A 23,657-nucleotide genomic window follows, 5' to 3' on the forward strand; every position below is an offset into this window, starting at 1 on the left:
TCCCATGATGTACGAACTGAGAAATTAACCCCCGTGTCTACTTTACGGGGGTCATATCAACCCAGGACCCAGGACCCAGGACCCAGGACCCAGGACCCAGGACCCAGGACCCAGGACCCAGGACCCATTCCCTTTTACTTTCAATGGATTTACTCCGGGCAAAGTGTGCTACCGTCTACTATGACTCCACTAGTTAACGAGGTTGTTATGGACGCACTTACCTTATTGTTAAACCGCAGGTCATTACCCAAAATGGTAGAGCCTGCACCGCAGGGAGAAGCGCTGGAAGCGATTCTTCGTGCTGGCTTGCGAGCACCGGACCATGCTGGTTTGACCCCGTGGCGGTTCATTGTTTCCCAAGAAGATGGCAGGCAGAAACTCGCTGATATTTTGGTAGAAGCGGCCAACAGTGATGGGGCCGATGACGCGACTATCGAGAAAGCCGGCAAGTCGCCGTTTAGAGCGCCAATGGTGATAACGGTTGTGGCGAAGGTCTCAGAGCATGACAAGGTACCGGTTATTGAGCAGCACCTTTCGGCGGGATGTGCAGTACAAGCGATGCAATTGGCGGCGGTTGCCCAAGGGTATGCGGGGTTTTGGCGAACCGGCAAATGGGCTTACCACCCGGTTGTGCGCCAGGCATTGGGGGTAGAAGGTGATGATATGATTGTTGGCTTCTTGTATCTCGGGACCCCCGGTTGCCGTGATGCCAAAGCACCACAGCGGGATCTGACCCAATTTGTAGAATACCTGTAGCTATATTGCTATGACGTTTAGGTATACATTACTAAATCAGCAGGGGGAGCCAATTGGCTGCCCTTTTTGATCCAAGTGGATGACAGGATCTGGTTGCAGGAGTAGAATCCATCGCTCTTGTAAATTTTTCGGAGCGTGTCATGGAAAATGTTCGCCTTACTCAATACAGCCACGGAGCAGGATGTGGTTGTAAAATCTCCCCTCAAGTTCTTGATACTATTCTTCGAACGCAGCTCGCTCCGTTTGCCGACCCTAACCTGCTTGTAGGTAATGAAAGTAAAGATGATGCGGCGGTTTATGATCTTGGCAACGGTACGGCAGTGGTGAGTACCACTGACTTCTTTATGCCGATCGTCGACGACCCATATGATTTTGGCCGTATCGCTGCAACAAATGCGATCAGTGACATCTATGCCATGGGCGGCAAGCCGATCATGGCTATCGCCATTCTGGGTTGGCCGGTAAACGTACTGGCGCCTGAAATTGCTCAGCAGGTGATTGAGGGTGGCCGCGCGGTATGTCGTGAAGCCGGTATTTCTCTTGCAGGTGGCCACTCGATTGATGCGCCAGAGCCAATCTTTGGTCTTGCTGTGACGGGCATTGTTGATACCGACCGTGTTAAGCGTAACAATCAAGCCGAAGCTGGCTGCAAACTGTACCTGACCAAACCCTTGGGTATTGGCGTGCTGACTACTGCGGAGAAGAAATCCAAGCTACTGGATGAGCATCGTGGTTTGGCCCGTGACTGGATGTGCCAGCTAAACAAGCTGGGTGCCGATTTTGCTAATATTGCCGGCGTAAAAGCGATGACCGACGTGACGGGTTTTGGCTTGATGGGTCACCTCAATGAGATCTGTGAGGGTAGTGGCCTGAAAGCTAGCATCGATTTTGCTCAGGTACCACATCTACCGGGTGCCTTTGATTATATCGAACAAGGCTGTGTCCCAGGTGGAACCGAGCGTAACTTTGCCAGTTATGGCCACCGTTTAGGTGAGATGACCGAACAGCAGAAAGCGTTGCTTTGTGACCCACAAACGTCTGGCGGTTTGCTATTGGCAGTTACAGCGGATGCTGAAGCAGAAGTGAAAGCTCTGGCCCAGCAGCATGGTATCGAACTCAATGCAATCGGTGAGTTGGCAGCGGCTGCTGCTGACGAAGCGGTACTGATTGAGATTTGCTAAAGATGTCACGTCCTAATTGCCAAGATTTCCGCCAGTTGTTTATCAGCGATACCCCGTTGATGGACATGCGTGCGCCAGTAGAATTTGAACAAGGTGCTTTCCCCACTTCTATCAACCGGCCATTGATGCTTGATGAAGAGCGTCAGGCGGTCGGTACATGCTATAAAGAGCATGGTCAGGAAGCGGCGATTGCACTTGGCCATGAGTTGGTTAATGGCGACATCAAAGCTGAGCGAGTTGCCCAGTGGAAAGCCTTCTGTGAAGCGAACCCAAACGGCTATTTGTACTGTTTCCGTGGTGGGTTGCGCTCGCGCATTACCCAGCAATGGCTAAAAGAGGCTGGCATTGATTATCCATTTGTTGAAGGTGGGTACAAGGCACTGCGCCGTTTCCTTATTGACACCATCGATGACGTAGCGACCAAGCCAATGACACTTATTGGCGGTAATACTGGTTGCGGCAAAACCATTATGGTCAATGAGCTCAAAAACGGTATTGACTTGGAGGGTGCAGCGAACCATCGAGGATCTTCTTTTGGCCGTTACGTGACGGCACAACGTACCCAAATCAACTTCGAGAATGTTCTGGCAATCGCGATGCTCAAGAAGCAGGCTGCTGGGGTATCGCACTTTGTCTACGAAGATGAAGGCAAGATCATTGGCTCGGTCAGCGTACCTTTGGCTATCAACCAGGCTATGCAGCAGGCGCCGATTGCCATTGTTGACGATCCGCTTGATGTGCGCCTCGAGCGTTTGCTTGACGACTATGTGGTTCGGATGCAGCGTGATTTCTGTGCTGAATACGGTGAGCAAGATGGCTGGGAGCGTTTTGCACAGTACCTAGAACGTGGCATGTTCAGCATTCGCAAGCGTCTGGGATACCAACGCTATGAAGAGTTGCTGCTGGTCCAACAGCAGGCAGTGAAAGCAATGCAATCAAATGGCGATGTGTCAGGCCACTATGATTGGTTGAGCTTGTTGCTTGAGCAGTATTACGATCCTATGTACACCTACCAGCTTGGCAAGAAGGCTGATCGTATTGTCTTCCGTGGTGAATACGCCGATGTGAAGGCATGGTTGGCGGAAAACTGCGCTTAACGTAATAGATGGTTTAGTCGCGGTTTACAGCGAAAAACAGCAAAGGCCTAGCTCTACTGAGCTGGGCCTTTTCGTTAAGGCGACCTCGAAAAATAGGAACTGTATCTATATCCAGTGTTTTTCTTGTTCTCTCCGCACTTTTTTCTTATAGTTCAGCCAAGAGTTTCCAAAGCGATCCAACTGAATTTCAACCATGTCTCGTCTATATATTGCAGAAAAACCTAGCCTTGGCCGTGCGATAGCCGCTGTCTTGCCTCGTCCTCACAAGAACCATGACGGTTATATCGAGGCGGGCAACGGGGATATCGTCACCTGGTGTATCGGTCATTTACTTGAGCAAGTCGAACCCGATGCTTACGACGAGAAGTATAAGAAATGGAATATGGCAGACTTACCGATTGTACCGCAGCAGTGGCAGCTATCACCGCGTAAATCGGCCAAGAAGCAGTTGGGCGTAGTACGTAAGCTATGTAAGCAAGCTGGCGAAGTGATCCACGCCGGAGACCCGGATAGGGAAGGGCAGCTGCTAGTGGATGAGGTTATAGATTATGTGAACCTTGCGCAGAGTAAGAAAGCGGCCATGCAACGTCTGCTGATCTCCGACCTTAACCCATCAGCGGTAAAGCGGGCGCTTGGTAAACTGCGTAGCAACCGTGATTTTATCCCGTTATCGGTCTCGGCATTGGCCCGCTCCCGTGCAGACTGGCTGTATGGCATGAACATGACCCGGGCTTATACCCTGCTGGGCCAGAAAGGGGGCTACCGGGGCGTATTGTCGGTCGGTCGGGTACAGACACCGGTCTTGGGCTTGGTAACTCGCCGTGATGATGAAATTGCCAATTTTGTCCCCAAGCCATTTTATGAACTGTTTGCGCTTATTCCCTATCAGCAGCAAGAAATCCGCGCAAGGTGGAAGCCGAGTGAAGCTTGTAAGCCTTGGCAGGATGAAGATGGCCGGGTGATGAACCGCAAGCTTTGCGAGAACGTTGTCAGCCGTATCAAGGGGCAGCCTGCGGAAGTGACCGCTTCAGAGCGCAAGGAAACCCGACAGGCTCCGCCATTACCCTACTCATTATCAGCGCTGCAGATAGATGCCGCTAAACGGTTCGGCATGAGTGCTGCCGATGTACTGGCCACCTGCCAGTCACTGTATGAAAAGCACAAGGTGATTACTTACCCGCGCTCGGATTGCCGCTATTTGCCAATGGATCACTACCGTCAGGCCGCAGAGGTTTGCCAGGCTATTGCCAATACGGATAGCCAACTCGGTAAAGCTGTGGATGGTGCAGATACCAGCCTCAAGTCGAAAGCCTGGAACGACAAGAAAGTCGATGCCCACCATGCAATTATCCCAACCCCCAAGGCGGTCAATGCGGCAAGCCTAAGTGGTAGCGAGCAGAAGGTGTATCAGTTGGTAGCAAGGCAATACTTGATGCAGTTCTACCCCGCAGCAATATACAGTGAAGCCAAGCTGGAGTTCACTATTGCCGGTGGGCTATTCGTGGCACGGGGACGCCAGTTGATGTCGGCTGGGTGGCGGGCCTTGCTTGGCCGTGATGAACCTACCGACAAAGAGGCGGATCTGGCAGATAAAGTGCCGCCGCTCGAGAAGGGGACGGTCCTGACCTGCCGTGATGGCGAGATCCTCGATAAAATGACTGAACCTCCGAAGCCATTCACTGAGGCGACACTGTTACAGGCGATGACCGGGATTGCCCGCTTTGTCTCTGATGGTTCGCTGAAAAAAATCCTACGTGATACGGATGGTTTAGGCACTGAGGCAACTCGGGCCGGGATCCTTGATATTTTGTTCAAGCGGCAGTTGTTGATGCGCCAAGGCAAAAGTATCCATGCCACAGAGGCCGGGAAGGGGCTGATTTATGCCTTGCCCGATGAGGCGACCTATCCAGATATGACGGCTCACTGGGAACACCAACTGCAGGACATGGCCGATAAAAAGTGTGCTTATAAACCTTTTATGGATGCGCTTGAGGGGCAGGTAACCCAGCTGATGGAAAAGGTTAAAACCAGCGAGGTACCGCAGAGCCTTCGCGATTTGAAGTCGCCTGAACCGTTCAAAAAACGACGTTATAATAAAGGCGGCGGTAAGAGCAGCAAAGGAGGGCGTAAGTCATCGGGCACTGGCGCTTCAACTTCCTCAGGAAAATCGCGCTCACCTCGCCGCCGGACGACGAAGAAAGCGGATTAGGGAATACGATAATTCGAGCCGTTATCACTAGTCATAAATATCTGATTTCGGCCACTAGATTTAGCCTCATAAAGAGCGGCGTCGGTTAATTTGAAAAAGGCAGCAGCCGAGCTTTTTGCTGAGGGGGTCACCGTACAACCGCCGATACTAATCGTAACGATATTTGCTTGGCTACCATTATCAGGAGAGTTCGGTATGCATAGTGCACGAATGGCTTCCAGTGAGCGCTCCGCAGCGTATCGTGCAGCAAGCTGGTCTTGCCCTGGCAATAATAAAACAAACTCTTCACCACCGTAGCGGGCAAAGAGCGCCCCTGCTCGACGCTCTATGGGAGCTAATGTGGCCGCTATGGTTTTGAGGCATTGATCCCCTGCGGCATGACCGAAGCTATCGTTGTATTCTTTGAAGTGATCAACATCGATGATCAGCAATGAAAGAGGTAGTTTATGGCGTTCGGCCCGTCGCCATTCCTCAGAAAACCGCTCATCAAACAGGCGCCTGTTGGCGACTTGGGTCAGCGGATCTTCTTGTGATACCTTTTCCAGCTTATCTTTGGCCTGCTGTAGGGCCAGGGTGCGTTCTGCGACCCTTAGCTCTAGCTCCGTATTGAGTTGGATGAGCTTTTCTTCGGCTTGCCGCCTGACAAGGTGCTGGGAAACGATGAAACCAAACTGTTTCAATAGTTGGTGAAGGTGGCCGGGTAAAGGCATCCCGCTCAATAGGTTATCGCAGGCAATCCAGCCAATCGGTGTATCCTCATCCCACAAAGAGATATACGCACTCCAGCCAAAGCCAACGACCTTCAAGTTATGATATAGCGGCGTGTTATCCTCGATGGCCAGGTACTCTCCCCTTTGTTGAAGTATGTGGGGCGCAAACCATAAATCCGGTATGTCGGACTCAAAGTATTGTTCATTCACAGTGTTGCCATAGATATCGGTGCCATAGGTGCCTTGCATCCGGTTACCGGGTAGAAATAAAAAAATGGCCATCCGGTCGATGTTGAGTTGCTTTTTGGCTTCATCGACAGCAACAAACAACATGTTGTCGATAGAGTGGGCCCGCCAAAGCTTGAAAGAAATGTCATGCAAGGCTTGTAGCTGTTTTTGTAAGTTGTGCTGTTCATGTTGGCGGATCTGTAATTCGCGCTCTGCGATACGTCGCCCGCTGTGCTCGTCTTGAATAATAGCATCAATCATGGAAGCGTTAAGCTCGGAGGCGAGCAATGCCCCGAGATAACGAAAGTCATTGGCGCGTAGTTGTAAGGTGTCAACGTTTTGCGGAAAATCAACAATCATACAGCCGATGATCTGAGAGCGTCTTTCCAAGGGAAGCGTGAGTCGACGAACGTTTTCATAGTCAATTAGGGTACATTTCTTAAGCCTAATGGCCTTGGTCACTTGATGAAACGGGAAGGTGTCGTTGTCTTGGTATTCAACGGGAGGGAAAAAGTAATGGATACCTTCACTTCCCACATTGAGCAAAGTCTTCCAGTGTGACTTGTAAGCAATGACCAAGATGGCTTCTTCCACTGAAAAGCTCAATAGAAGGTTCCGGCAAATTTGCTCGCAAGTGGTTCGTAAACCATGAGACTTCCCCGTCAAGTTAAGTACCTGATCATAGAAGTTTTGAATGTGTGTCGTCTGAGCCAAATGACCTTCCAAAAACATAGCTTGTGATGTAGTACAGAATTACTTCAATCCGTATTCGATAGCGGTGGAATCATTTTGGCGGCAATGGGGTAACAGACCGCCTTCGAGGGTTATTTCATTACTATTGTTACGAATTTTTTACTATAAAAGCCTAATGGATACAGCAAAGTAACATTTTTATGTTGCGAAATTGGCCAGAATGCGACACATAACACAGGTTCGGTGTAATTGTCAGTTCGCTCAGAAAGTAGTTATGGGAAACTAAAGCAGTATTAAAGAAAGTCCCTGTGTGACTTATCTTTCTTGTTCGCAATGAAGAGGAATTGGGTGAATGAGACCACGTTATTACTAGAGTTGAGTGTTGGGTATTTTGCATTCAGTCGCACAATGAAAAGTTGTTTTTTCCCGTTTCTTTTACTTTGTACATTCTCATGTCGGATAGCTTTTTGAGAGAGTCTGAATTATTAGCATCATTTGGGTAATTGGCACCACCAATGCTGACACCAACAGAAACTTTATCATCACCAATAAAGATAGGATTAACAATTTCTTCAATGATCCTCTGGCATATTTTAATTACAATTTTGTTATCTTTTACGCCCGGTAAAATGATTAAAAACTCATCGCCTCCTATCCGGCAGCAACTGTCTGTATTGCGTGTAACTGCAAGCATTCTTTTCGCAACAGTTTGAATAACCTTATCCCCCACATCATGACCGTACTTATCATTTATAAGTTTAAAGCCGTCAAGGTCCAAAAATAGAAGGAAGCACATCTCTTGATTACGGCTAGCTTTATTTATGGCCGCTTTCAAACGGTCGTTTGCCACTCTTAGTGTAAGCAGTCCAGTTAAGTTATCATGATTGGCAAGGTGTTCAATCTGCAGTTTTTGTTTGGAGATATTATTTAAAAGAGATAATTTTACTTCATTTAATTTTAATATCGCATCGATAGCAGCATAGCCAGCAATGACCATAATCAGAAGGTTTGATATCCATGTTACTGGTTGCAATAGGGCTATCTCGTAATCTACTCGAGGCGTTAAATACCCATCAGTAAATAGGTAGGCAATAAGAGATACAATCGCTAAATAAAAACCGCTGATTATAAGTAACTCAGATTTAGTTCGTCTGATGCTGGTGACAAGCAGCAAAAACATAAACATACTTGCGGTATTCGCAGAAATACCAAACGTGATTGTCGTCCCCAAGCCAATCGTCATGCTACAAACAACCAGAAAGACTTCCATAACGATTATTGGCGTTCTCGCTCGTTTAAGGAAGAGGATTACGGCGGCGAGAAAAACTAAGATATGTATTGAGTAGATAGGTAGGAAACCTGTTGTCATCCAGCGTGATAATGACAGCGGTGTTGCAAAAGCAACGAGTATAAGCAATGAATAAAAAATCCTACTAACTGATTGTTGCTTTATTTTATTTAAGCGGTTGTAGTACTCCATTAAACTTGTCTATCCTCACAGGTTGAACGGTAACTATCTTATATCGTTATCTCCTGCAGGCTAGTTTAGTCTGTAATTGCTCAGGTGAACTTGTGGCAGTTTTTTTTTGCCGAACAAATCGCATTAAATGTAGAGCTTGGCTTTTACGCCAAGCCACAATATCCCTTTACCAAGGTAGGTAATGACCCTGATAGTCCATAAACAAGCCAGAGTCGGCGGGTGTCAGGTTGTCGATCACATTTTTCAATCCAAGGGCTGAAGTCTGGCTATCGATGAGGGCATTCGGCCCGCCCATTTCGGTTTGTACCCAACCAGGGTGGAGGGCGATGGAAATGATGCCTTCTGGTAGCAAATCATTCGATAGGCTTTTTACCACTGAATTCAGCGCCGCTTTTGAAGAGCGGTAGATGTATCCGCCACCACTGGTATTTTCAGCCATGCTGCCGACTTTGGACGAAAGGCAGGCAAGTACACCGGGTGTACCTTGCTTGAGTTGGGGGTAAAAGGCCTCTGCAATTTTCAGAGGGGCAATGGTGTTGATTTCGAATACTTTTCGCCATTCTTCTGCGTCGGTGTTGCCAAACCCATATCCTTTTGGGCCGTAGTAACCGGCATTGTTGATAAGCAAATCTAAGCTCACAGATTCCATGGATTGGGCGAGGTGCATGATAGCTTGGTGATCAGTGACATCAAGTTCGGCAATAGTCAGGTTTGGAAAAACATCTTGCCGGTGGGTTAACTCTTCGGCATTGGCTATATCCCGGCAGGTTGCAAAGACTTGCCAACCGGCTTCCAGATAAGCCACGGTTAACGCCAGCCCGACACCACGGTTTGCGCCGGTAATTAAGACGGTTTTGTTCATTATTTCTTCCTCGAAAACCCTAATTGCTTTGAGCTATAAGATAGCGGAAGTATCGAAACTAAGACAGGCGATAAAGGTGTACTCCGCTACATTTTAGGTGTTTATATTCATATACGGATGTTTATGACTTTTTCACTGAAGTTTGCGGGACTATCGCTTTTTTGTCTCACTCTTATGGGGTGTGCCGAGACCCGCCATGAGACGTTGTCTGGTTTAGGATTTACCCGCCCTTACCTGGATGGGTACCAAGATGGCTGCTTTAGCCGCAAGAATGAGCCTTCGACTCATCTTGATGGGTTCAGGCAGGATCCTGAAAGGATGGAAGCGGATAACAAATATGCCTATGGCTGGCAGGATGGTTACGATCAGTGTTACGCCGACAATAAAGAATACCTCTAAACGAGTTTTCCCCCTTACAGGGAAAAACAAAAAGGGCAGCCATTGGGCTGCCCTTATGCATCGTTAGGGTAGTTAATCTGCTGTATAGAAGCGTTTCATCTCGTGCATAGCTTGCATCAAGGTAGAGAGCTTAGGTTTGGCAGAATCCAAACGTTTGTAGTCTTGGTCATACACCAAGTAATTTCCATACTTGTCAATCACTGTGGTGGATGAGGGCTGGATCATCACAATGTCTTTTTCGTTGCCAGCCAGAATCCAGCGGCGTTTGGTTGAGTTGGTAAACAAACTATTGCCGCTACTGTAGGCACTGGCTGGTGTCGTGGTATTGAATAGTGATTCCATCAATGTTGGCGCAATATCAAGGTGGCTCGTGAGCCTATCGCTGACAGAGGAAACACTGCCCGGCCAATGAATAACCAAAGGCACTTTTAGCTGGTACTGGCTGTAGTTGCTGTTCGCGCCCCAGCTGTTGCTGCCGGTTTCATTGAACTCTGTGCCATGGTTTGCCGTAATGATGACGATGGTATCATCCAGTACGTTTTGGCTTACCAGTTGATCAAAGATTTGGATCAGCTGTTCATCAATAAAGTAAGCAGCATTCCGGTAACTGTTTTTCAGGATCAGATTGGTATTCTGCCCTGAAACATTGCTAGAACCCAGCGACGGCTCGAATTTTGGTGAGTAATCACCGCCTTCTTCGAAGTTCTGAACCGAGGTAAGTTCAATATAGCTAAACCAAGGCTGGTCACTATTTTGTGCCTCTAGCCAGGCTGCCCAATTCCCTACAGCTTCAGCATCCTGATCGGTTCCCGTCATCTCCTCAAGCGGTAAGCCGTTGAAGATTGCTTCGGTATAAATCGGGTCTTGGCTGAGGTTATCTCCACCGAACAACCCAAATTGGTAACCACGCTTCTCAAGCGTACTTACCACAAGCGGTTTGGTGTTGCTAGAGCGTGCACTGTTGATGTAACTGCTTGGCAAGCCGTAGAACAAGCCAAAAATACCTGCAGTATTTTCGTTGCTGCTGCTGTAGTGATTTTCGAAATAGATATTTTGGCTAGCAAAAGCTGAGAGGTAAGGCATCGTTTCCGCCTCAACCATATCGCTGCGCAGGCCATCGATCACCACGACCAAAAGGTTTTTTCCAGTACCTGGATCGTCGAAGGCCATCTTCTCAAGCGGGTAGCGAAGCTGCTCGCTGGTTTCGACCCCTTGGGCATTGAGGCGTTCGGTGTATTCTTCACGGTCAAGCAAGCCATGCTTTTCCATAAAGGTTTTCGCCGTCATTGGGTATGACAGCGGGAAATTAGAGCGTTGGGCAGTAATTGGGCGGTATAAATTGGCATCAGCCCAGATGTACATCAAGTGGCTGCTAATAAAGCAGATCCCAAAGACGGTAGCGATAGGGACCCCAACATGCTTGCGGGTCAGTTTTCTCAGTTTACGCCACAACCACTCTGAAAGAACCAACTGGAGCAGGAAAATTACCGGTACAGTAATAAACAAATATTGCCAGCGGGCATTGAGTTCGGTGCGCTCTCCACTTAGGAGAAGATCCCAGACCAATGGGCTCAAATGGAGCTCAAGGGATTCATAGGCATGGGTATCAAGCAGCAAAGCGGTTAGGCCAATGGTGGCTACTAACACTGCAAACAGCCGCATTAGACGTTGTGATGGGATAATGAAGCTAGCTGGGAACAGGATGAGTATATAGAACCCGAATACCAAGAAGCCGAAGTGGCCTACCCAGCTGGTCAACAGGTAGAGTTGGCCGAGCAGGGACGCCGGCCACTCAGAATGGGCAATATACCGCGTACCCAAAAGCATGGCAGCGATGATATTGAAAAAACTGAACCAGTGTCCCCAGCTGATAAGCTGAGAGACTTTGTCTTTGTAATTGTTACCGCTGGAGACCATAGATGTCAGTGTTTCCCAGTCCTATATAGCTGTGTCACAAGCAACAAGATTAATCTTCTTTGATTGAAGATTGCAGCGCGTGTGCAAATTTGTCTGCAATAGCTTTCCTTTGCGATGCAGGAACGTCAGCATTGATGATGTTAGTGGCGATGTTGCCTACGATCATCAGTGCAAGTTCTGCAGAAGCATCATGCTTCTCTAATACATCGAACATATCTTCAATGATTTGTTCAACTTTTTTATTGGTGTATTTTGAAGTAATTGGCATAGGAAGTCTTGTTTAATCTTGTTTAATGTTAAGGAAAGCGACTTATAATAACCTACACATTAGAATTACTGAAATTTTTCCATTATGAGTCTCACGCTTTCCAATGTCATTCTTCACCAAATTGTTAAGAATGAAAACGATGAATTGGAAATTCATCTACGAAAACAATCCCTTGAAAATAACACGGCAACAGAAGAGCTGGTCTCCGAGCTCCACCGTGTATACAGCAGCAAAGGGGCCAAAGGGTTTGGCCACTTCTCTGACGATAGCGAATTTGGCCACTGGCTGAAACAGGCCCGTCGCGGTGAGTTGGACTTTCTCACATTTTCTAACCAATCAGCCCAGCGCCTGCAAACGGAGTTGGCGAAATACCCGTTTGCCGAAACCGGTACGCTGGTGATTGCGGAATACCAATCTTTGGCTACTGACTACTTATTTATCGGCCTACTGCCGACTTGCCACAGTATGAAGGTTACCGAGCAGCTTGATATCAGTGCGACGGACTATCTGGATGTTTCGAAGATGGATATTGTTGCCCGTATCGATTTGTCTTCATGGGAGACCGATGCGGACTCTAACCGCTACCTCACTTATATCAAAGGGCGTGTGGGCCGTAAGATTGCTGATTTCTTCCTAGATTTCCTTCAAGCGGAAGTGGGGTTGGATGTTAAAGAACAAAATCAGGTTCTGATGCAAGCCGTGGAAGATTTCTGTGCTGATTCAAGAATGGATAAAGACGAGAAGCAGGAGTACCGCAAACAAGTGTATGACTACTGCAATAGCCAACTACAAGCTGGTGATGAAGTCACCGTTAAAGAGCTGGCTGCGGAGCTTCCTGAATCAGAAGATGGTACGGACTTCTACCAGTTCACTTCTCAACAAGGCTATGAGTTGGAAGAGAGCTTCCCTGCAGATCGTACCGCAATGCGTAAGCTTACTAAGTTTGTCGGCTCTGGCGGTGGGGTGACCATCAACTTTGATGGCATGTTGCTGGGTGAACGCATCTTCTACGATGCAGATACGGATACGTTAACCTTGAAAGGCACCCCACCAAACTTAAAAGATCAGCTGTTGCGTCGACTTAATAGCGACAGCTAACATAATGATAAAGGGCAACTTTTGGAGTTGCCCTTTTTTTGTTGAGCGATTTGTTGCATATTTTGGAAGCAAACTCTGATTTTGGTTGTACCTCTCTAATTTTTTTGCCTACAGTTTTTGTATGGCTTTTAGTACTTGAATGATTATATTTCCATACCAAGGTTGAGGTGTTTACCCTTGGTGAAATGGAAAGGAGTGACCATGACAAACGCTTCCGGTAAAGGCTCTACTTCCCCCAAGCCCTCTCGTCATCCTGCGGCAAGTTTGATTGGTATCGTCTTAATTGTCGTTGCGCTGCCGAGTCTTTACCTTGGTACTACCATGCCCGGTGTCATGGGTTATTCATTGATAGCTCTTTCCATTATGGCGCTGGTGGCTGCCCTAGGAATTGGGTACAACCAGTTGGTGAAGAGCAAAGGAGAATCGCAAATTGATTTGGAAGCTTCCTCTGAATCGGCGTTCGACCTTAACCAAACTGTTGGGCCGGTATCTAAGCCATTAAGCTTATCTGCTGATGTGGAAGCCATGGTGGTATTTGATACGGAATACCTACTTGATACCATGGATGGCGACCGTGATATGGTCACTATGTTATTGGAAGTGTTTGTTGATGAGCATCTTGATGATGGCCATAAGATAGTAAAGGCTCTCCAAGCCGGCGACTTAGATCAGGTGCAAATGATTTCTCATAGTTTGAAAGGTGTATCAGCCAGTTTGGGCACCGAGCAAATTCATGCCCTGGCTGAGCAGATTGAACACGAAGTAAAGACCCAGGCCAATAGTGAAAAGCTAGAAAACCTCGGTGAGTTGTTGAAGATGGTGTTCACACCTGCAGCATTGGCGATACAAGCTTTTATGGATGAAAGTGCAGAGATTAAGTCCCGCCAGTCCACTCAGGAAGATTCCTCTCTGGGTGAACAATCAGAAGAGGTAAGCCATCATGATGAGGTTTCTAATGACGCCGCTAATGAACTCAATGCTAGCAAGCAAGAGGCGACAATAGCAGCACAGCCTAGAATAGGTGAAGAGTCTGTGGCAACGCTGTCTTGTGATTGGCTTGATGTGAATGCATTGCGTGAAGCGATGGATGGTGATGAGGACACTGTCTGTATGTTGCTGGAGATTTTCATCGAGGACAATGCCGGCAAAGGGCAGGTCTTGGTTGCGGCGGTTTCGGAGCCCGGTCAGCAAGATCATGCACTTAACATTGTCCATGCGTTGAAGGGGGTCGCGGCAAACCTCAGTGCAAGGCCATTACGAGAATGCTGTGGTGTGGCTGAGGCTAAATTTAAGCAAAATGAGCCAGTATCGGTTGAAGAATGTCGAGCAATAGAGCAAACCTTGAACCAGACCATCGCGAGTGCTGAGGCTTACCTTGCTAAGTCAGCAATAGGGGCATAGTACTTTTTGCTACGTCGTTAGACGTAAATCTTTTGGGGTACTGTAGGGAAAAAGCAAAGAGTACGAGCAGGATTTTATTTTGGTTCGTCGCAATTTAGCTGAGTGATTCGTTTGTTCGCTTGCCTGATTTGATCGAGATCATATAAATGCCGGGGCGGCAGTGGATAATAGCGCCACTATGATCTCTCAAACTTCTAGTCCAGCTCGTCAGCAGCGTGAGTTGGATACTGCAAAGGCGATGATTCGCCTTTACTGTAAAACGCTGCACCGTGGTGCCATTATGTGCCCTGAATGTGAAGGGCTAATTAAATATGTTGAACACCGCGTTGAAAAATGCCGACTTGGCAATGAAAAGCCAAACTGTATCCAGTGTAAAAGCCACTGTTACCAGCCTGCCAAGCGCCTGCACTTCAACCATGTGCTGCGATGGGCTATGCCGAAATTGGTATGGCGGCGTCCTTTGCAAACCCTAAAGTTTAAATTCGACTGCATGCGCCGTGGCGAAAGCGTCGAGACTTCCTCTTCTTCGTTGCAACAGTAACCGCTCTAGCTAAAACCATTAATAATGGTGTGCGCATCGGCGTAATACCCAAATCAGAAAAGGCTGCATCGAGAAGATGCAGCCTTTGTTCTTTTGTTATGTGGGTAAATTACGCCTATAGGCCCAGAGAGGCCAACCAAGTGGCAATACGATCATCCGTGAGCTCTGGTTGACGGTCTTCATCAAGCGCCAGGCCAACAAATTTTCCTTCTTTGACTGCACGGGAATCGTTGAACTCATAGCCATCCGTCGGCCATTCACCGATTAGTGTACCGCCAGCCTCTTCCACCATTTCGGCCAACTCGCCCATGGCATCAAGGAAGCTATCTGGGTAGTCAATCTGATCGCCCAGGCCAAATAGCGCCACTTTTTTGCCATTGAGGTCTGCGTCTTCTAGTTCAGGGACAAAGTAATCCCAGTCTGGTTGCATTTCACCATAGTTGGCAGTCGGGGTTCCTAGGATCAGTAAATCGTAGTCATCAAAGATCTCGCTGCTGTTGCCTGCAATGTCCTGCGCTTCTAGAGACAGTTTAGAAGCGATCTTCTCTGCCACTTTTTCTGTGTTGCCGGTATCGCTACCGAAGAAAATACCGATGTTAGCCATAATGGGGTCTCCTAACTATTTTTGCGGCTGGTTGTTGCGCAAACCTTGCTTCCAGCCGCTTTGTGTTCTTGTTGGTTGCTGTATGAAATAAATGGTGTTATTCGCTCTCGCCTTGCGCTGGTTTCCACTGCGCCAACTGCTCAAGCAGTTGGTGTTTGTGGCTAACTTGCTGACGAAGTTGGGCGAGGTTCTGCTCGTAGCGTTGCGGATCTTTGCGCTTGATTTGGGTAAAGCGCGCTTCCCGGCCAATTAGCTCTTCGATATCTTTCTTGGCTGGCTTAGAGTCCATCTGCAGCGCGGCACGGCCTTTGGCAATCCGGCGCGGGTCAAAGCGGAACAGTGGCCATAGCCCCGAATCTACCAACAACTGCTGGTGCTCGACGCCTTCAGCCATGTCAAAGCCATGGGTAATACACGGCGAGTAAGCGATGACCAATGATGGGCCCGGATAGGCTTCTGCTTCCTGCAGGGCTTTGATGGTCTGGTTCATGTTGGCACCCAGTGCGATCTTGGCGATGTAGACATTGCCATGCATCATCATGTTGAGCGCCAAATCTTTGCCTTGGCTGGTTTTACCCTGGGTGGCGAATTTGGCGACGGCCCCTGTTGGGGTGGCTTTTGACTGTTGGCCGCCGGTATTGGAGTAGCCTTGGGTATCCATGACCAGTACATTGACGTTATCGCCGCCAGCAAGTACATGGTCCAAGCCGCCATAACCAATGTCATAGGCCCAGCCGTCACCACCGACAATCCAGTTACTTTTCGCCACCAAGTCATCGGCACAAGTATCAAGCTGGCGCATTGAGTAAGGTAGAGCAGCACGCAAGCGGGTAAGGTTGCCACGTTGGCGTACAACGGCAGCTTCGCTATTATCGAAGGCATCTTCACGGATCTGCTCGATCAACTCTGCCGGTATAATATCGCGGGCATTTTCAAGCAGTGAGAGGGCATTGTTACGCTTGCTGTCCAATGCCAAGCGCATGCCTAAGCCAAATTCGGCATTGTCCTCAAAGAGCGAGTTAGCCCAAGCTGGGCCTCGACCGTCACTATTAACGGCGTAAGGCGTGGTTGGTAAGTTACCGCCATAGATAGATGAGCAGCCAGTGGCATTGGCGATCAGCAAGCGGTCACCGAATAGCTGGGTAAGCAATTTGACATAAGATGTCTCGCCGCAACCCGAGCAGGCGCCAGAGTACTCGAATAGTGGCTGTAGCAGTTGGCTGGTTCGGGCATCGATACGTTTGATATCAATGCGCTCCACTTCTGGAAGTTGCAAAAAGTACTCATAGTTTGAGCTTTGCTGTTCGATAACGTCCTGCTTCGGCACCATGTTGATGGCTTTACGGGCTGGGTTGTCTTTGTCACTGGCAGGGCATGCCGTAGTACATAGGTTACAGCCGGTGCAGTCCATTGGAGAGACCTGCAAGGTATAAGCTTGGCCCTTGAAGTCACGCTGTTTATAGTCGGTATGCTTGAAACTGTCAGGGGCATCAACCAATTCACCTAGGGAAACGGTTTTGGCTCGGATTGCAGCATGCGGGCACACCAAGGTGCAGATATTACATTGGGTACACAGATCTTCTTCCCATACTGGGACTTCCTGAGCAATGTTACGTTTTTCCCACTGTGTAGTTGCTGTCGGCCAGCAGCCATCAACGGGGAAAGCACTGACAGGCAGTTGGTCACCTTTGTCTGCCATCATCATGGCGCTGACACGCTTGACCAAGTCCGGTGCATTTTCACTGACGACCGGTGGGCGACGGAAAACACTGGTGACTTCATCCGGAATCGCCACAGACTGAATATGTGCAACCGCCGCATCTACCGCAGCATGGTTTGCTTCAACAATTGCTGGGCCACGTTTGCTGTAGCTTTTTTCAATAGCTGTTTTTAGCTGAGAAAGGGCGTCCTCAAGTGGCATCAAGTTGCTGAGGGCGAAAAAGCCTGCCTGCATAATGGTATTGATGCGGTTTTTCAGGCCAAGCTCACGGGCCAGTTTAACTGCATCAATGACATACAGCTTCAATTGGCGGCCGATGATCACCTGCTGCACTTCCCGTGGGAGGTGCTGCCAAACACTGTCCGCATCATGAGGGCTGTTTAGGAGCAGGGTCGCTTTAGGCGCTGCTTTTTCAAACATTTCCAGTTTGTCGACGAACTGGAATTGGTGGCAGGCAATAAAGTCGGCCTGTTCAATCAGGTAAGGAGCTTCGACGGCTTGACTATCAATGCGTAGGTGCGAGGTGGTGATCCCGCCTGATTTTTTCGAGTCGTAGACAAAATACCCTTGTGTGTGCAGCGGGGTATTCTCACCCAAAATCTTGATAGTGTTTTTGTTGGCACTGACGGTTCCGTCGGCACCCAAGCCATAAAACAGCGCCCGCAGTCGTCCCGTAGGCTCAATGTCGATCGTATTCGGTTGAGGTAGCGATAAGTGAGTGATGTCATCGACGATCCCCACCGTAAACGGATGCCTGATTTGGCCTTCAATCATGGCGTTGAAAATGCCTGCCGCATGGGACGGGGTAAACTCTTTGGATGACAAGCCATAACGACCACCGACAATCGCAGGCATGTGCGGGAATTGCTGGTTGGCAACGGCCTGCTGCAAGGCAGCCATTACATCCAAGTAAAGCGGCTCGCCCAATGCGCCCGGCTCTTTGGTGCGATCCAGCACTGCGATACGAGCCACCGACGTTGGTAATACAGCAATCAGATGTGATAGCGAGAACGGGCGATACAAGTGAACGGTAATGACACCGACTTTTTGGCCGAGGGCGAGCTGGTGGTCAACGGCTTGTTTTACCGTCGATGATGCTGAGCCCATTACGACAATGACGTCATCAGCTTGTGGGTGGCCGTAGTAGTCAAACGGGCGATATTCGCGGCCAGTTAATTCAGCAAACTGGGCCATTTTGTCTGCCACGATATCAGGGCAGGCTTGATAGAACAGGTTTGAAGCTTCACGAGCCTGGAAGAAGGTATCTGGGTTTTGTGCGGTACCGCGGATGCTCGGGGCGTCTGGGGTCAGGCCGCGTTCACGGAAGGCGTTGACTTGCTCGTTATCTATCATGGTATGTAACGTCGCGTCATCAATCACTTTGATTTTGTTGATTTCATGCGAGGTACGGAAGCCATCGAAGAAGTGCACGAAGGGTACACGGCTTTCCAATGTTGCAGCTTGGCTGATAAGCGCAAAGTCATGGGCTTGCTGCACACTGCCTGCTGCCAGCATGGCAAAGCCTGTCTGGCGAACTGCCATCACATCTGAGTGATCACCGAAAATGGACAAAGCATGGGTTGCAAGGGTACGGGCGGCAACATGCATGACGAACGGGGTGAGTTCGCCGGCAATCTTGTACATATTAGGGATTTTGAGCAATAACCCTTGCGATGAAGTAAAGGTGGTCGACATCGCGCCAGCCATCAGGGCACCGTGCACCGCACCGGCGGCACCGCCTTCAGATTGCATTTCAATAACGCGAGGGACCTGGCCCCAGATATTTTCCTTTTGCTGGGATTCCCATGTTTCGCAGGCTTCCGACATAGGGGAAGACGGGGTGATAGGGTAGATACCGATCACTTCATTACAGCGATAAGCGACTGATGCGGCGGCTTCATTGCCGTCCATGGTGACAAACTGCGATTGGCTTTGTGGATGAGTAGACATGACTGGCTCCAATGGGCAAGCCCTGTTTAACAGGTGCAGGTAATCGACACAGGCAAACATGTTGCTGTGTTATTGTTTTAATTAAGGGTGGACCGACCCCTAGTGGGTAGCAGAGGGCCGGCCCGAGGGCATGATTGCCGTTTTACACTTCAACCACGTCTAGTTGCGGTTGAGGATTCAGCATGCGAGCCAAATCATCTTTGGCATTGCCAGTTAGCTGCAGGTTGAACTGCTGCTGTAGGAAGGCAAAGATATCTTCGTTAACAAATTCTGGCGGGTTAGGGCCAAGGTAGATGTTCTGGATACCTAGGTTGAATAGCGCCAGTAGGATCAATACTGCTTTTTGCTCCATCCAAGACAGAACGATGTTCACTGGAAGATCGTTGACAGGCACACCCATCGCATCGCTAAGGGCAAGTGCGATCATTACGGCACCGTAGCTGTCATTACACTGGCCAAGGTCGAGGTAACGCGGGATCTCTGTGCCAGGAACGGTACCGAAGTCATGGTCGTTGAAACGGAACTTACCGCACGAAGATGTCAGGATAATGCAATCGTCCGGGATCGACAGGGCCAACTCGCGGAAGTAGTCATTCGGCTTACCAGGCTTGTCACAGCCGGCGACAACGAAGAACTGCTTGATCTTACCTTCGTTGACTGCTTCAAGGATCTGCGGAGCCAAACCAAGAATGGTCTTGTAGTTGTGGCCAGTCATCAGGGTTTCTTCGCTCTCGAAACCTTCGATGTCCGGCAGGCTCAAGGTCTGTTCGATCAATGGACCGAAATCGTCCTCAAGCTGGCGGCAGTTATCGATACCCACAATGCCGTAGCTGTATAGGCGGTCTGCATAATCAGCACGGCCAGTTGGCGGCACAATACAGTTGGTGGTAACGATGATAGTCCCGTTCCACTTCTGGAAGAGTTGTTTTTGGTCGAACCAAGCTTTACCGATATTACCCTTAAGATGGCTGTATTTACGCAGCTCAGGGTAGCCGTGGGCAGGTAGCATTTCTGAGTGGGTATAGATATTGATGCCTTTACCTTCGGTGGCAATCAAAAGGCGCTCTAGTAGTTCAAGGTCGTGACCGGTAACCAGGATACCTTTACCTTCAGCTTTGTTTTGCGGCACACAAACAGGAGTAGGGATCCCTAAGCGGCCATGGTGGGCTTCACCAAGACGAGACATCATCTCGCTACCGGCACCACCAATCTTCATTAGCTGGGCGATATGTTGGTCGAAGCTGAAGTTAACGTTAGTCAGCGTGAAGTAAAGCGTTTCGGCAATCACGTCATCAACTGACTTGGTATCTGCACCTAGATCATCGGCATGAGTACGGTAGGCAGAAAGGCCTTTCAGGCCGAAAATCATAATATCTTGCAGGCGGGAAAGGTTTTCATCTTTCCCACAAGTACCTTGGGTTTTACCCGTGCTACCACAGCCGCCAGTCTGGGCCATAGAGCATTGGTGACAGAACATTGCTAAGTTCGACATTATTGCATTCCTTTAAAGGTGTATTTATATTGCAACTTATGGGGCGAGGATAAGGGCAAAGCGCAGTAACGTCATTGATCAAGATCAGTTTTGCAGAAAACATCCATATTAAATGCCACTTATGTGGCACGAATAGGGTTATTGTATCGAATTGTATTGATTGAGTTTGCCCTATTGAACGGTGTTTTGTATGTCTGTAGCCTATCGGACCTCACTCCGCTATATGGGTTTGTTATGGGGATCTCTATGAAAGTAAAGGCACAAGCGCACTTAGCCAAGGTGCGGAAGAAATACCTAGAGGCTTACCAAACAAACAAAAAGAACCGGATGCGCCTGAAGGGATTAGCTGGAGGGAGTTGGCCTGAACGCAAATAAGCCAGAATGAAAAAGGGCGCCGCAGCGCCCTTTGGTCTAAAACCATGCGGTAATAATGATTAACCTGCGATTTTAGCTAGGACTTTCTTAAGTAGTTGGATACGAGGCTCGATAGTTTCAAGCTCAAGGTATTCATCAGCACTGTGGAAGCCTGCACCTGCAGGGCCAAGGCCATCAAGCGTCGGGATACCAAGTACCGCAGTAAGGTTGGCATCTGAGCCGCCGCCTACTTCTTGCCAAGTAATGTCGATACCCAACTCTTTACCTGATTCTTCGACCAAAGCCATCAGTGCTTCTGTTTTCTCAGAAGGAACCATAGAAGGCTTGTGTGCTTCACGGTCAATGGTGATTGCCACGCCGTCAACGAATGGCGTTTCTGCCATCGCGCGGATTTTTGCATCAGCCGCTGCGTATTCGTCGTTATCCCAGAAGCGAACGTCAACAACAGCCTCAGCGTGGTCTGGAACGATGTTGGCACCTGCGCCACCTTTCACTACACCTACGTTTAGGGTCGTACCGCTTTCGAAGTTGGTCAGTTCGTTAATCGCTAGGATCCAGTTTGCCATCTCAGTGATTGCACTGCGGCCATTTTGTGGTTCGTTACCGGCGTGTGCCGCTTTACCTGCAAAAGTCAGGCGGTAGCGAGCCATACCCTTACGGGCTTTTACCAAAGAGCCATCAGCACGGGCAGCTTCTGCCACCAGTACATTTTTTGCGTTAACCGCAACACTCTTTAGCCATTTTTCAGAGTGTAGTGAACCGATTTCTTCATCTGGGTTCATGCATACACAGATAGACAGCTTATCCAGTGTTTCCTTGTCCATTTCACGCAGGGCGTAAACAACGTTCAGCAGACCAGATTTCATGTCAGAAACGCCAGGGCCGTAAGCACGCTTGTCATCAAACGTCATTGGGCGAGCAGCAACAGTGCCAACAGGGAACACAGTGTCCATGTGGCCGATTAGCATCACGTCAATTTGCTCTGCGTCAGGCTTGTTGCGAACTTCAAGACCTGTACCGGCAATACCGCAGTCAATGCGCTTAACGTTCCAGCCCAGATCAACATATTTTTGTTCCATCTGGTTGGCAATAACTTCAATGCCTTCTTTGGTTAGCGTACCGCAATCAACATCGATCAGCGGGCGTAGTTCTTCCAAGTAATCTTGCAGTGAGAAACTCATATTAGCTCCTGAGAGAAACCTTATAGGGTATGAATAGCGACAGGAAAAAGGGGGCATATGCCCCCTTAAAAGTAGTGATTTACACTAGGATGTTCATCACGAACATAGCAACGAATGCGTTCAAAACAGAAATCGCAACCATCACAGGGATGTGGCGGCCTTCTGTGCCGATAACACCTAGGATACGGCCAAGGTACTGAACCTGAGAGCCCATTAGGTAGATTGCTGGGGCTAGGATAGCGATGTGGTTACCGTCAAGGATACCAGCATCAAACAGGGTGATTACCACACCAACCGCACCACCCATAGACATCCAGGCACCGATTAGTACAGCTGCAGCTTCACCAGGCAGACCGAAGATGCCCATGATAGGTGAGAACAGAACGCCCATTGCGTCTAGTGCACCGGTAAGTGAAAGTACTTTGATGATCACGAATGCCATCAGTACGTTTGGAATTGTTGAGCTAGTCGAGATTGCCCAGCCTTTCTTCGCGCCTTCTACGAAGATATCAGTAACCATTGGTTTTTTAGTTGCTTGAGACATTATGCGGTCTCCTTCTCAGTAGAAACGTTGTTTTTCTTGTCAGTGGCTTTTAGGTATAGGCGGAAGATGTTCGCGCCAACAATCTTCATCACGAACATGATGACTACAGCCAGACCGATTGAAGAGGTTACTGCGTTGCTGCCGTCAGCATAGGTTAGGGTGAATAGCACCGCACCTGAAGAGAAGAAGTTAACAATGGTTGCACCGGCAGAGAACTGGAACATCGCGAACACATCGGTTTCGCGTTGGGTGATGTGACCGCCTTCCTGAAGTTGGCGGGTCATTGATGCGCCTGAGTCAGTGTTCTGTAGAGAAGCGATTAGCGCAAGGCCAGTATCACCAGGTAGGCCAACTAGTGGACGTAGTAGTGGGGTTAGCAGCTTACGAGCAGCGTCTAGGGCACCGTAGTGCTCAAGGACGTTGATCATACCCAGAGCGAACATAACTGTAGGGACAAGTGTTAGGGCAAACAGGAAGCCGTCACGTGCACCGCTACCGCCAGTACCGCGCATGGTCGTTTGGGTAACTTCAACCGCACCGTCTGCCGCTGCTGTTACCGTGTTTGCCATGGTACCGAAAGAGCCGTTTAGGGTGTTGAAATCAAATACACCGTACCACTCATTGGTTTGTAGTAGACCTGAAAAGAACACAAAAGCGAACGCTAGGGCAATATATGCACCTATCGTTACCTTTTGGTTTTTCTCTGCTGGATTGCTCATATGTAACCTCTTAGGAATCAAAAAGGCCGGTTGGCCAAAATAAGGAATCTGTAACAAATCTTCACAGCTTTTCACTGCAAATAGCGCTGTTACACAGCCCTCAAAATAAGAAACGAGGTCATTGTCCCTGATTTATCGGGGAAATAATTGACGGGGGTCAATATGTGCTACTGAATGCTAATCCGAATGGGGTAATGGCTAGTATTTGTGATCGTGATCTACATTAATATCC

General features: G+C 48.8%; 19 protein-coding genes. 8 read left to right on the top strand and 11 right to left on the bottom strand.

The window, feature by feature from the left end:
- The first annotated feature begins 207 nt into the window (after positions 1 to 207).
- The 4 genes from BIZ37_RS20560 to BIZ37_RS20575 all read left to right on the top strand — a co-directional run bounded on the left by BIZ37_RS20560 (position 208) and on the right by BIZ37_RS20575 (position 5,243).
- Positions 208 to 756, top strand: coding sequence for an NAD(P)H nitroreductase (locus BIZ37_RS20560; RefSeq protein ID WP_187463093.1), 549 nt, complete (start codon positions 208 to 210; stop codon positions 754 to 756).
- 140 nt (positions 757 to 896) lie between these two features.
- Positions 897 to 1,937, top strand: coding sequence for a selenide, water dikinase SelD (gene selD / locus BIZ37_RS20565; protein WP_187463094.1), 1,041 nt, complete (start codon positions 897 to 899; stop codon positions 1,935 to 1,937).
- A gap of 2 nt (positions 1,938 to 1,939) precedes the next feature.
- Positions 1,940 to 3,034, top strand: a complete 1,095-nt coding sequence (mnmH, locus tag BIZ37_RS20570) for a tRNA 2-selenouridine(34) synthase MnmH (RefSeq protein WP_187463095.1) — start codon at positions 1,940 to 1,942, stop codon at positions 3,032 to 3,034.
- A gap of 193 nt (positions 3,035 to 3,227) precedes the next feature.
- Complete coding sequence (locus tag BIZ37_RS20575; protein WP_187463096.1) at positions 3,228 to 5,243, top strand: DNA topoisomerase III; 2,016 nt, start codon at positions 3,228 to 3,230, stop codon at positions 5,241 to 5,243.
- Here the strand turns inward: BIZ37_RS20575 and BIZ37_RS20580 are convergent.
- The 3 genes from BIZ37_RS20580 to BIZ37_RS20590 form a co-directional block, all read right to left on the bottom strand.
- Positions 5,240 to 6,895 (bottom strand): GGDEF domain-containing protein, encoded by a 1,656-nt coding sequence (locus tag BIZ37_RS20580; RefSeq protein WP_255526843.1) that lies wholly within the window; start codon positions 6,893 to 6,895, stop codon positions 5,240 to 5,242. The two genes, BIZ37_RS20575 and BIZ37_RS20580, sit on opposite strands and share 4 nt — an antisense overlap.
- Positions 6,896 to 7,271: 376 nt before the next feature.
- Positions 7,272 to 8,354 (bottom strand): GGDEF domain-containing protein, encoded by a 1,083-nt coding sequence (locus BIZ37_RS20585; RefSeq protein ID WP_187463098.1) that lies wholly within the window; start codon positions 8,352 to 8,354, stop codon positions 7,272 to 7,274.
- 166 nt (positions 8,355 to 8,520) lie between these two features.
- On the bottom strand, positions 8,521 to 9,216 hold the full coding sequence (locus BIZ37_RS20590; protein WP_187463099.1) for an SDR family oxidoreductase: 696 nt from the start codon (positions 9,214 to 9,216) through the stop codon (positions 8,521 to 8,523).
- A gap of 123 nt (positions 9,217 to 9,339) precedes the next feature.
- On the opposite strand from BIZ37_RS20590, the gene BIZ37_RS20595 reads away from it, so the two are divergent.
- Entirely contained in the window at positions 9,340 to 9,615 is a 276-nt protein-coding gene (locus BIZ37_RS20595) for a hypothetical protein (protein ID WP_187463100.1), read from the top strand.
- 72 nt (positions 9,616 to 9,687) lie between these two features.
- Here the strand turns inward: BIZ37_RS20595 and BIZ37_RS20600 are convergent, their stop codons facing one another.
- On the bottom strand, positions 9,688 to 11,532 hold the full coding sequence (locus tag BIZ37_RS20600; RefSeq protein WP_187463101.1) for a DUF3413 domain-containing protein: 1,845 nt from the start codon (positions 11,530 to 11,532) through the stop codon (positions 9,688 to 9,690).
- A gap of 49 nt (positions 11,533 to 11,581) precedes the next feature.
- Positions 11,582 to 11,800, bottom strand: a complete 219-nt coding sequence (locus BIZ37_RS20605) for a YejL family protein (protein ID WP_107298617.1) — start codon at positions 11,798 to 11,800, stop codon at positions 11,582 to 11,584.
- Positions 11,801 to 11,884: 84 nt separating this feature from the next.
- Here BIZ37_RS20605 and yejK point away from each other — a divergent pair, with 84 nt between their 5' ends.
- The 3 genes from yejK to BIZ37_RS20620 all read left to right on the top strand — a co-directional run bounded on the left by yejK (position 11,885) and on the right by BIZ37_RS20620 (position 14,840).
- The gene (gene yejK / locus BIZ37_RS20610) at positions 11,885 to 12,898 is read left to right on the top strand and encodes a nucleoid-associated protein YejK (RefSeq protein ID WP_107298618.1); all 1,014 of its coding nucleotides are present in this window, start codon (positions 11,885 to 11,887) and stop codon (positions 12,896 to 12,898) included.
- 201 nt (positions 12,899 to 13,099) lie between these two features.
- Entirely contained in the window at positions 13,100 to 14,299 is a 1,200-nt protein-coding gene (locus BIZ37_RS20615) for an Hpt domain-containing protein (RefSeq protein ID WP_187463102.1), read from the top strand.
- A gap of 160 nt (positions 14,300 to 14,459) precedes the next feature.
- Complete coding sequence (locus tag BIZ37_RS20620; RefSeq protein ID WP_237156963.1) at positions 14,460 to 14,840, top strand: nitrous oxide-stimulated promoter family protein; 381 nt, start codon at positions 14,460 to 14,462, stop codon at positions 14,838 to 14,840.
- Positions 14,841 to 14,955: 115 nt separating this feature from the next.
- Here the strand turns inward: BIZ37_RS20620 and fldA are convergent, their stop codons facing one another.
- From fldA to BIZ37_RS20650, 6 genes are all read right to left on the bottom strand, one after another.
- Entirely contained in the window at positions 14,956 to 15,444 is a 489-nt protein-coding gene (gene fldA / locus BIZ37_RS20625; RefSeq protein ID WP_107298621.1) for a flavodoxin FldA, read from the bottom strand.
- A 97-nt stretch (positions 15,445 to 15,541) separates the two neighbouring features.
- Entirely contained in the window at positions 15,542 to 19,114 is a 3,573-nt protein-coding gene (gene nifJ, locus BIZ37_RS20630) for a pyruvate:ferredoxin (flavodoxin) oxidoreductase (RefSeq protein WP_187463103.1), read from the bottom strand.
- A gap of 142 nt (positions 19,115 to 19,256) precedes the next feature.
- Positions 19,257 to 20,606, bottom strand: a complete 1,350-nt coding sequence (gene hcp, locus BIZ37_RS20635) for a hydroxylamine reductase (RefSeq protein WP_039459247.1) — start codon at positions 20,604 to 20,606, stop codon at positions 19,257 to 19,259.
- 434 nt (positions 20,607 to 21,040) lie between these two features.
- The gene (locus BIZ37_RS20640; RefSeq protein WP_107298623.1) at positions 21,041 to 22,162 is read right to left on the bottom strand and encodes a M20 family metallopeptidase; all 1,122 of its coding nucleotides are present in this window, start codon (positions 22,160 to 22,162) and stop codon (positions 21,041 to 21,043) included.
- A gap of 79 nt (positions 22,163 to 22,241) precedes the next feature.
- Positions 22,242 to 22,706, bottom strand: coding sequence for a YjiG family protein (locus BIZ37_RS20645; protein ID WP_107298624.1), 465 nt, complete (start codon positions 22,704 to 22,706; stop codon positions 22,242 to 22,244).
- Complete coding sequence (locus BIZ37_RS20650) at positions 22,706 to 23,425, bottom strand: nucleoside recognition domain-containing protein (protein ID WP_107298625.1); 720 nt, start codon at positions 23,423 to 23,425, stop codon at positions 22,706 to 22,708. The genes BIZ37_RS20645 and BIZ37_RS20650 overlap by 1 nt, the downstream gene beginning before the upstream one ends.
- Positions 23,426 to 23,657 lie beyond the last annotated feature (232 nt).

Source organism: Photobacterium sp. BZF1 (assembly GCF_014349205.1).
Classification (GTDB): domain Bacteria; phylum Pseudomonadota; class Gammaproteobacteria; order Enterobacterales; family Vibrionaceae; genus Photobacterium.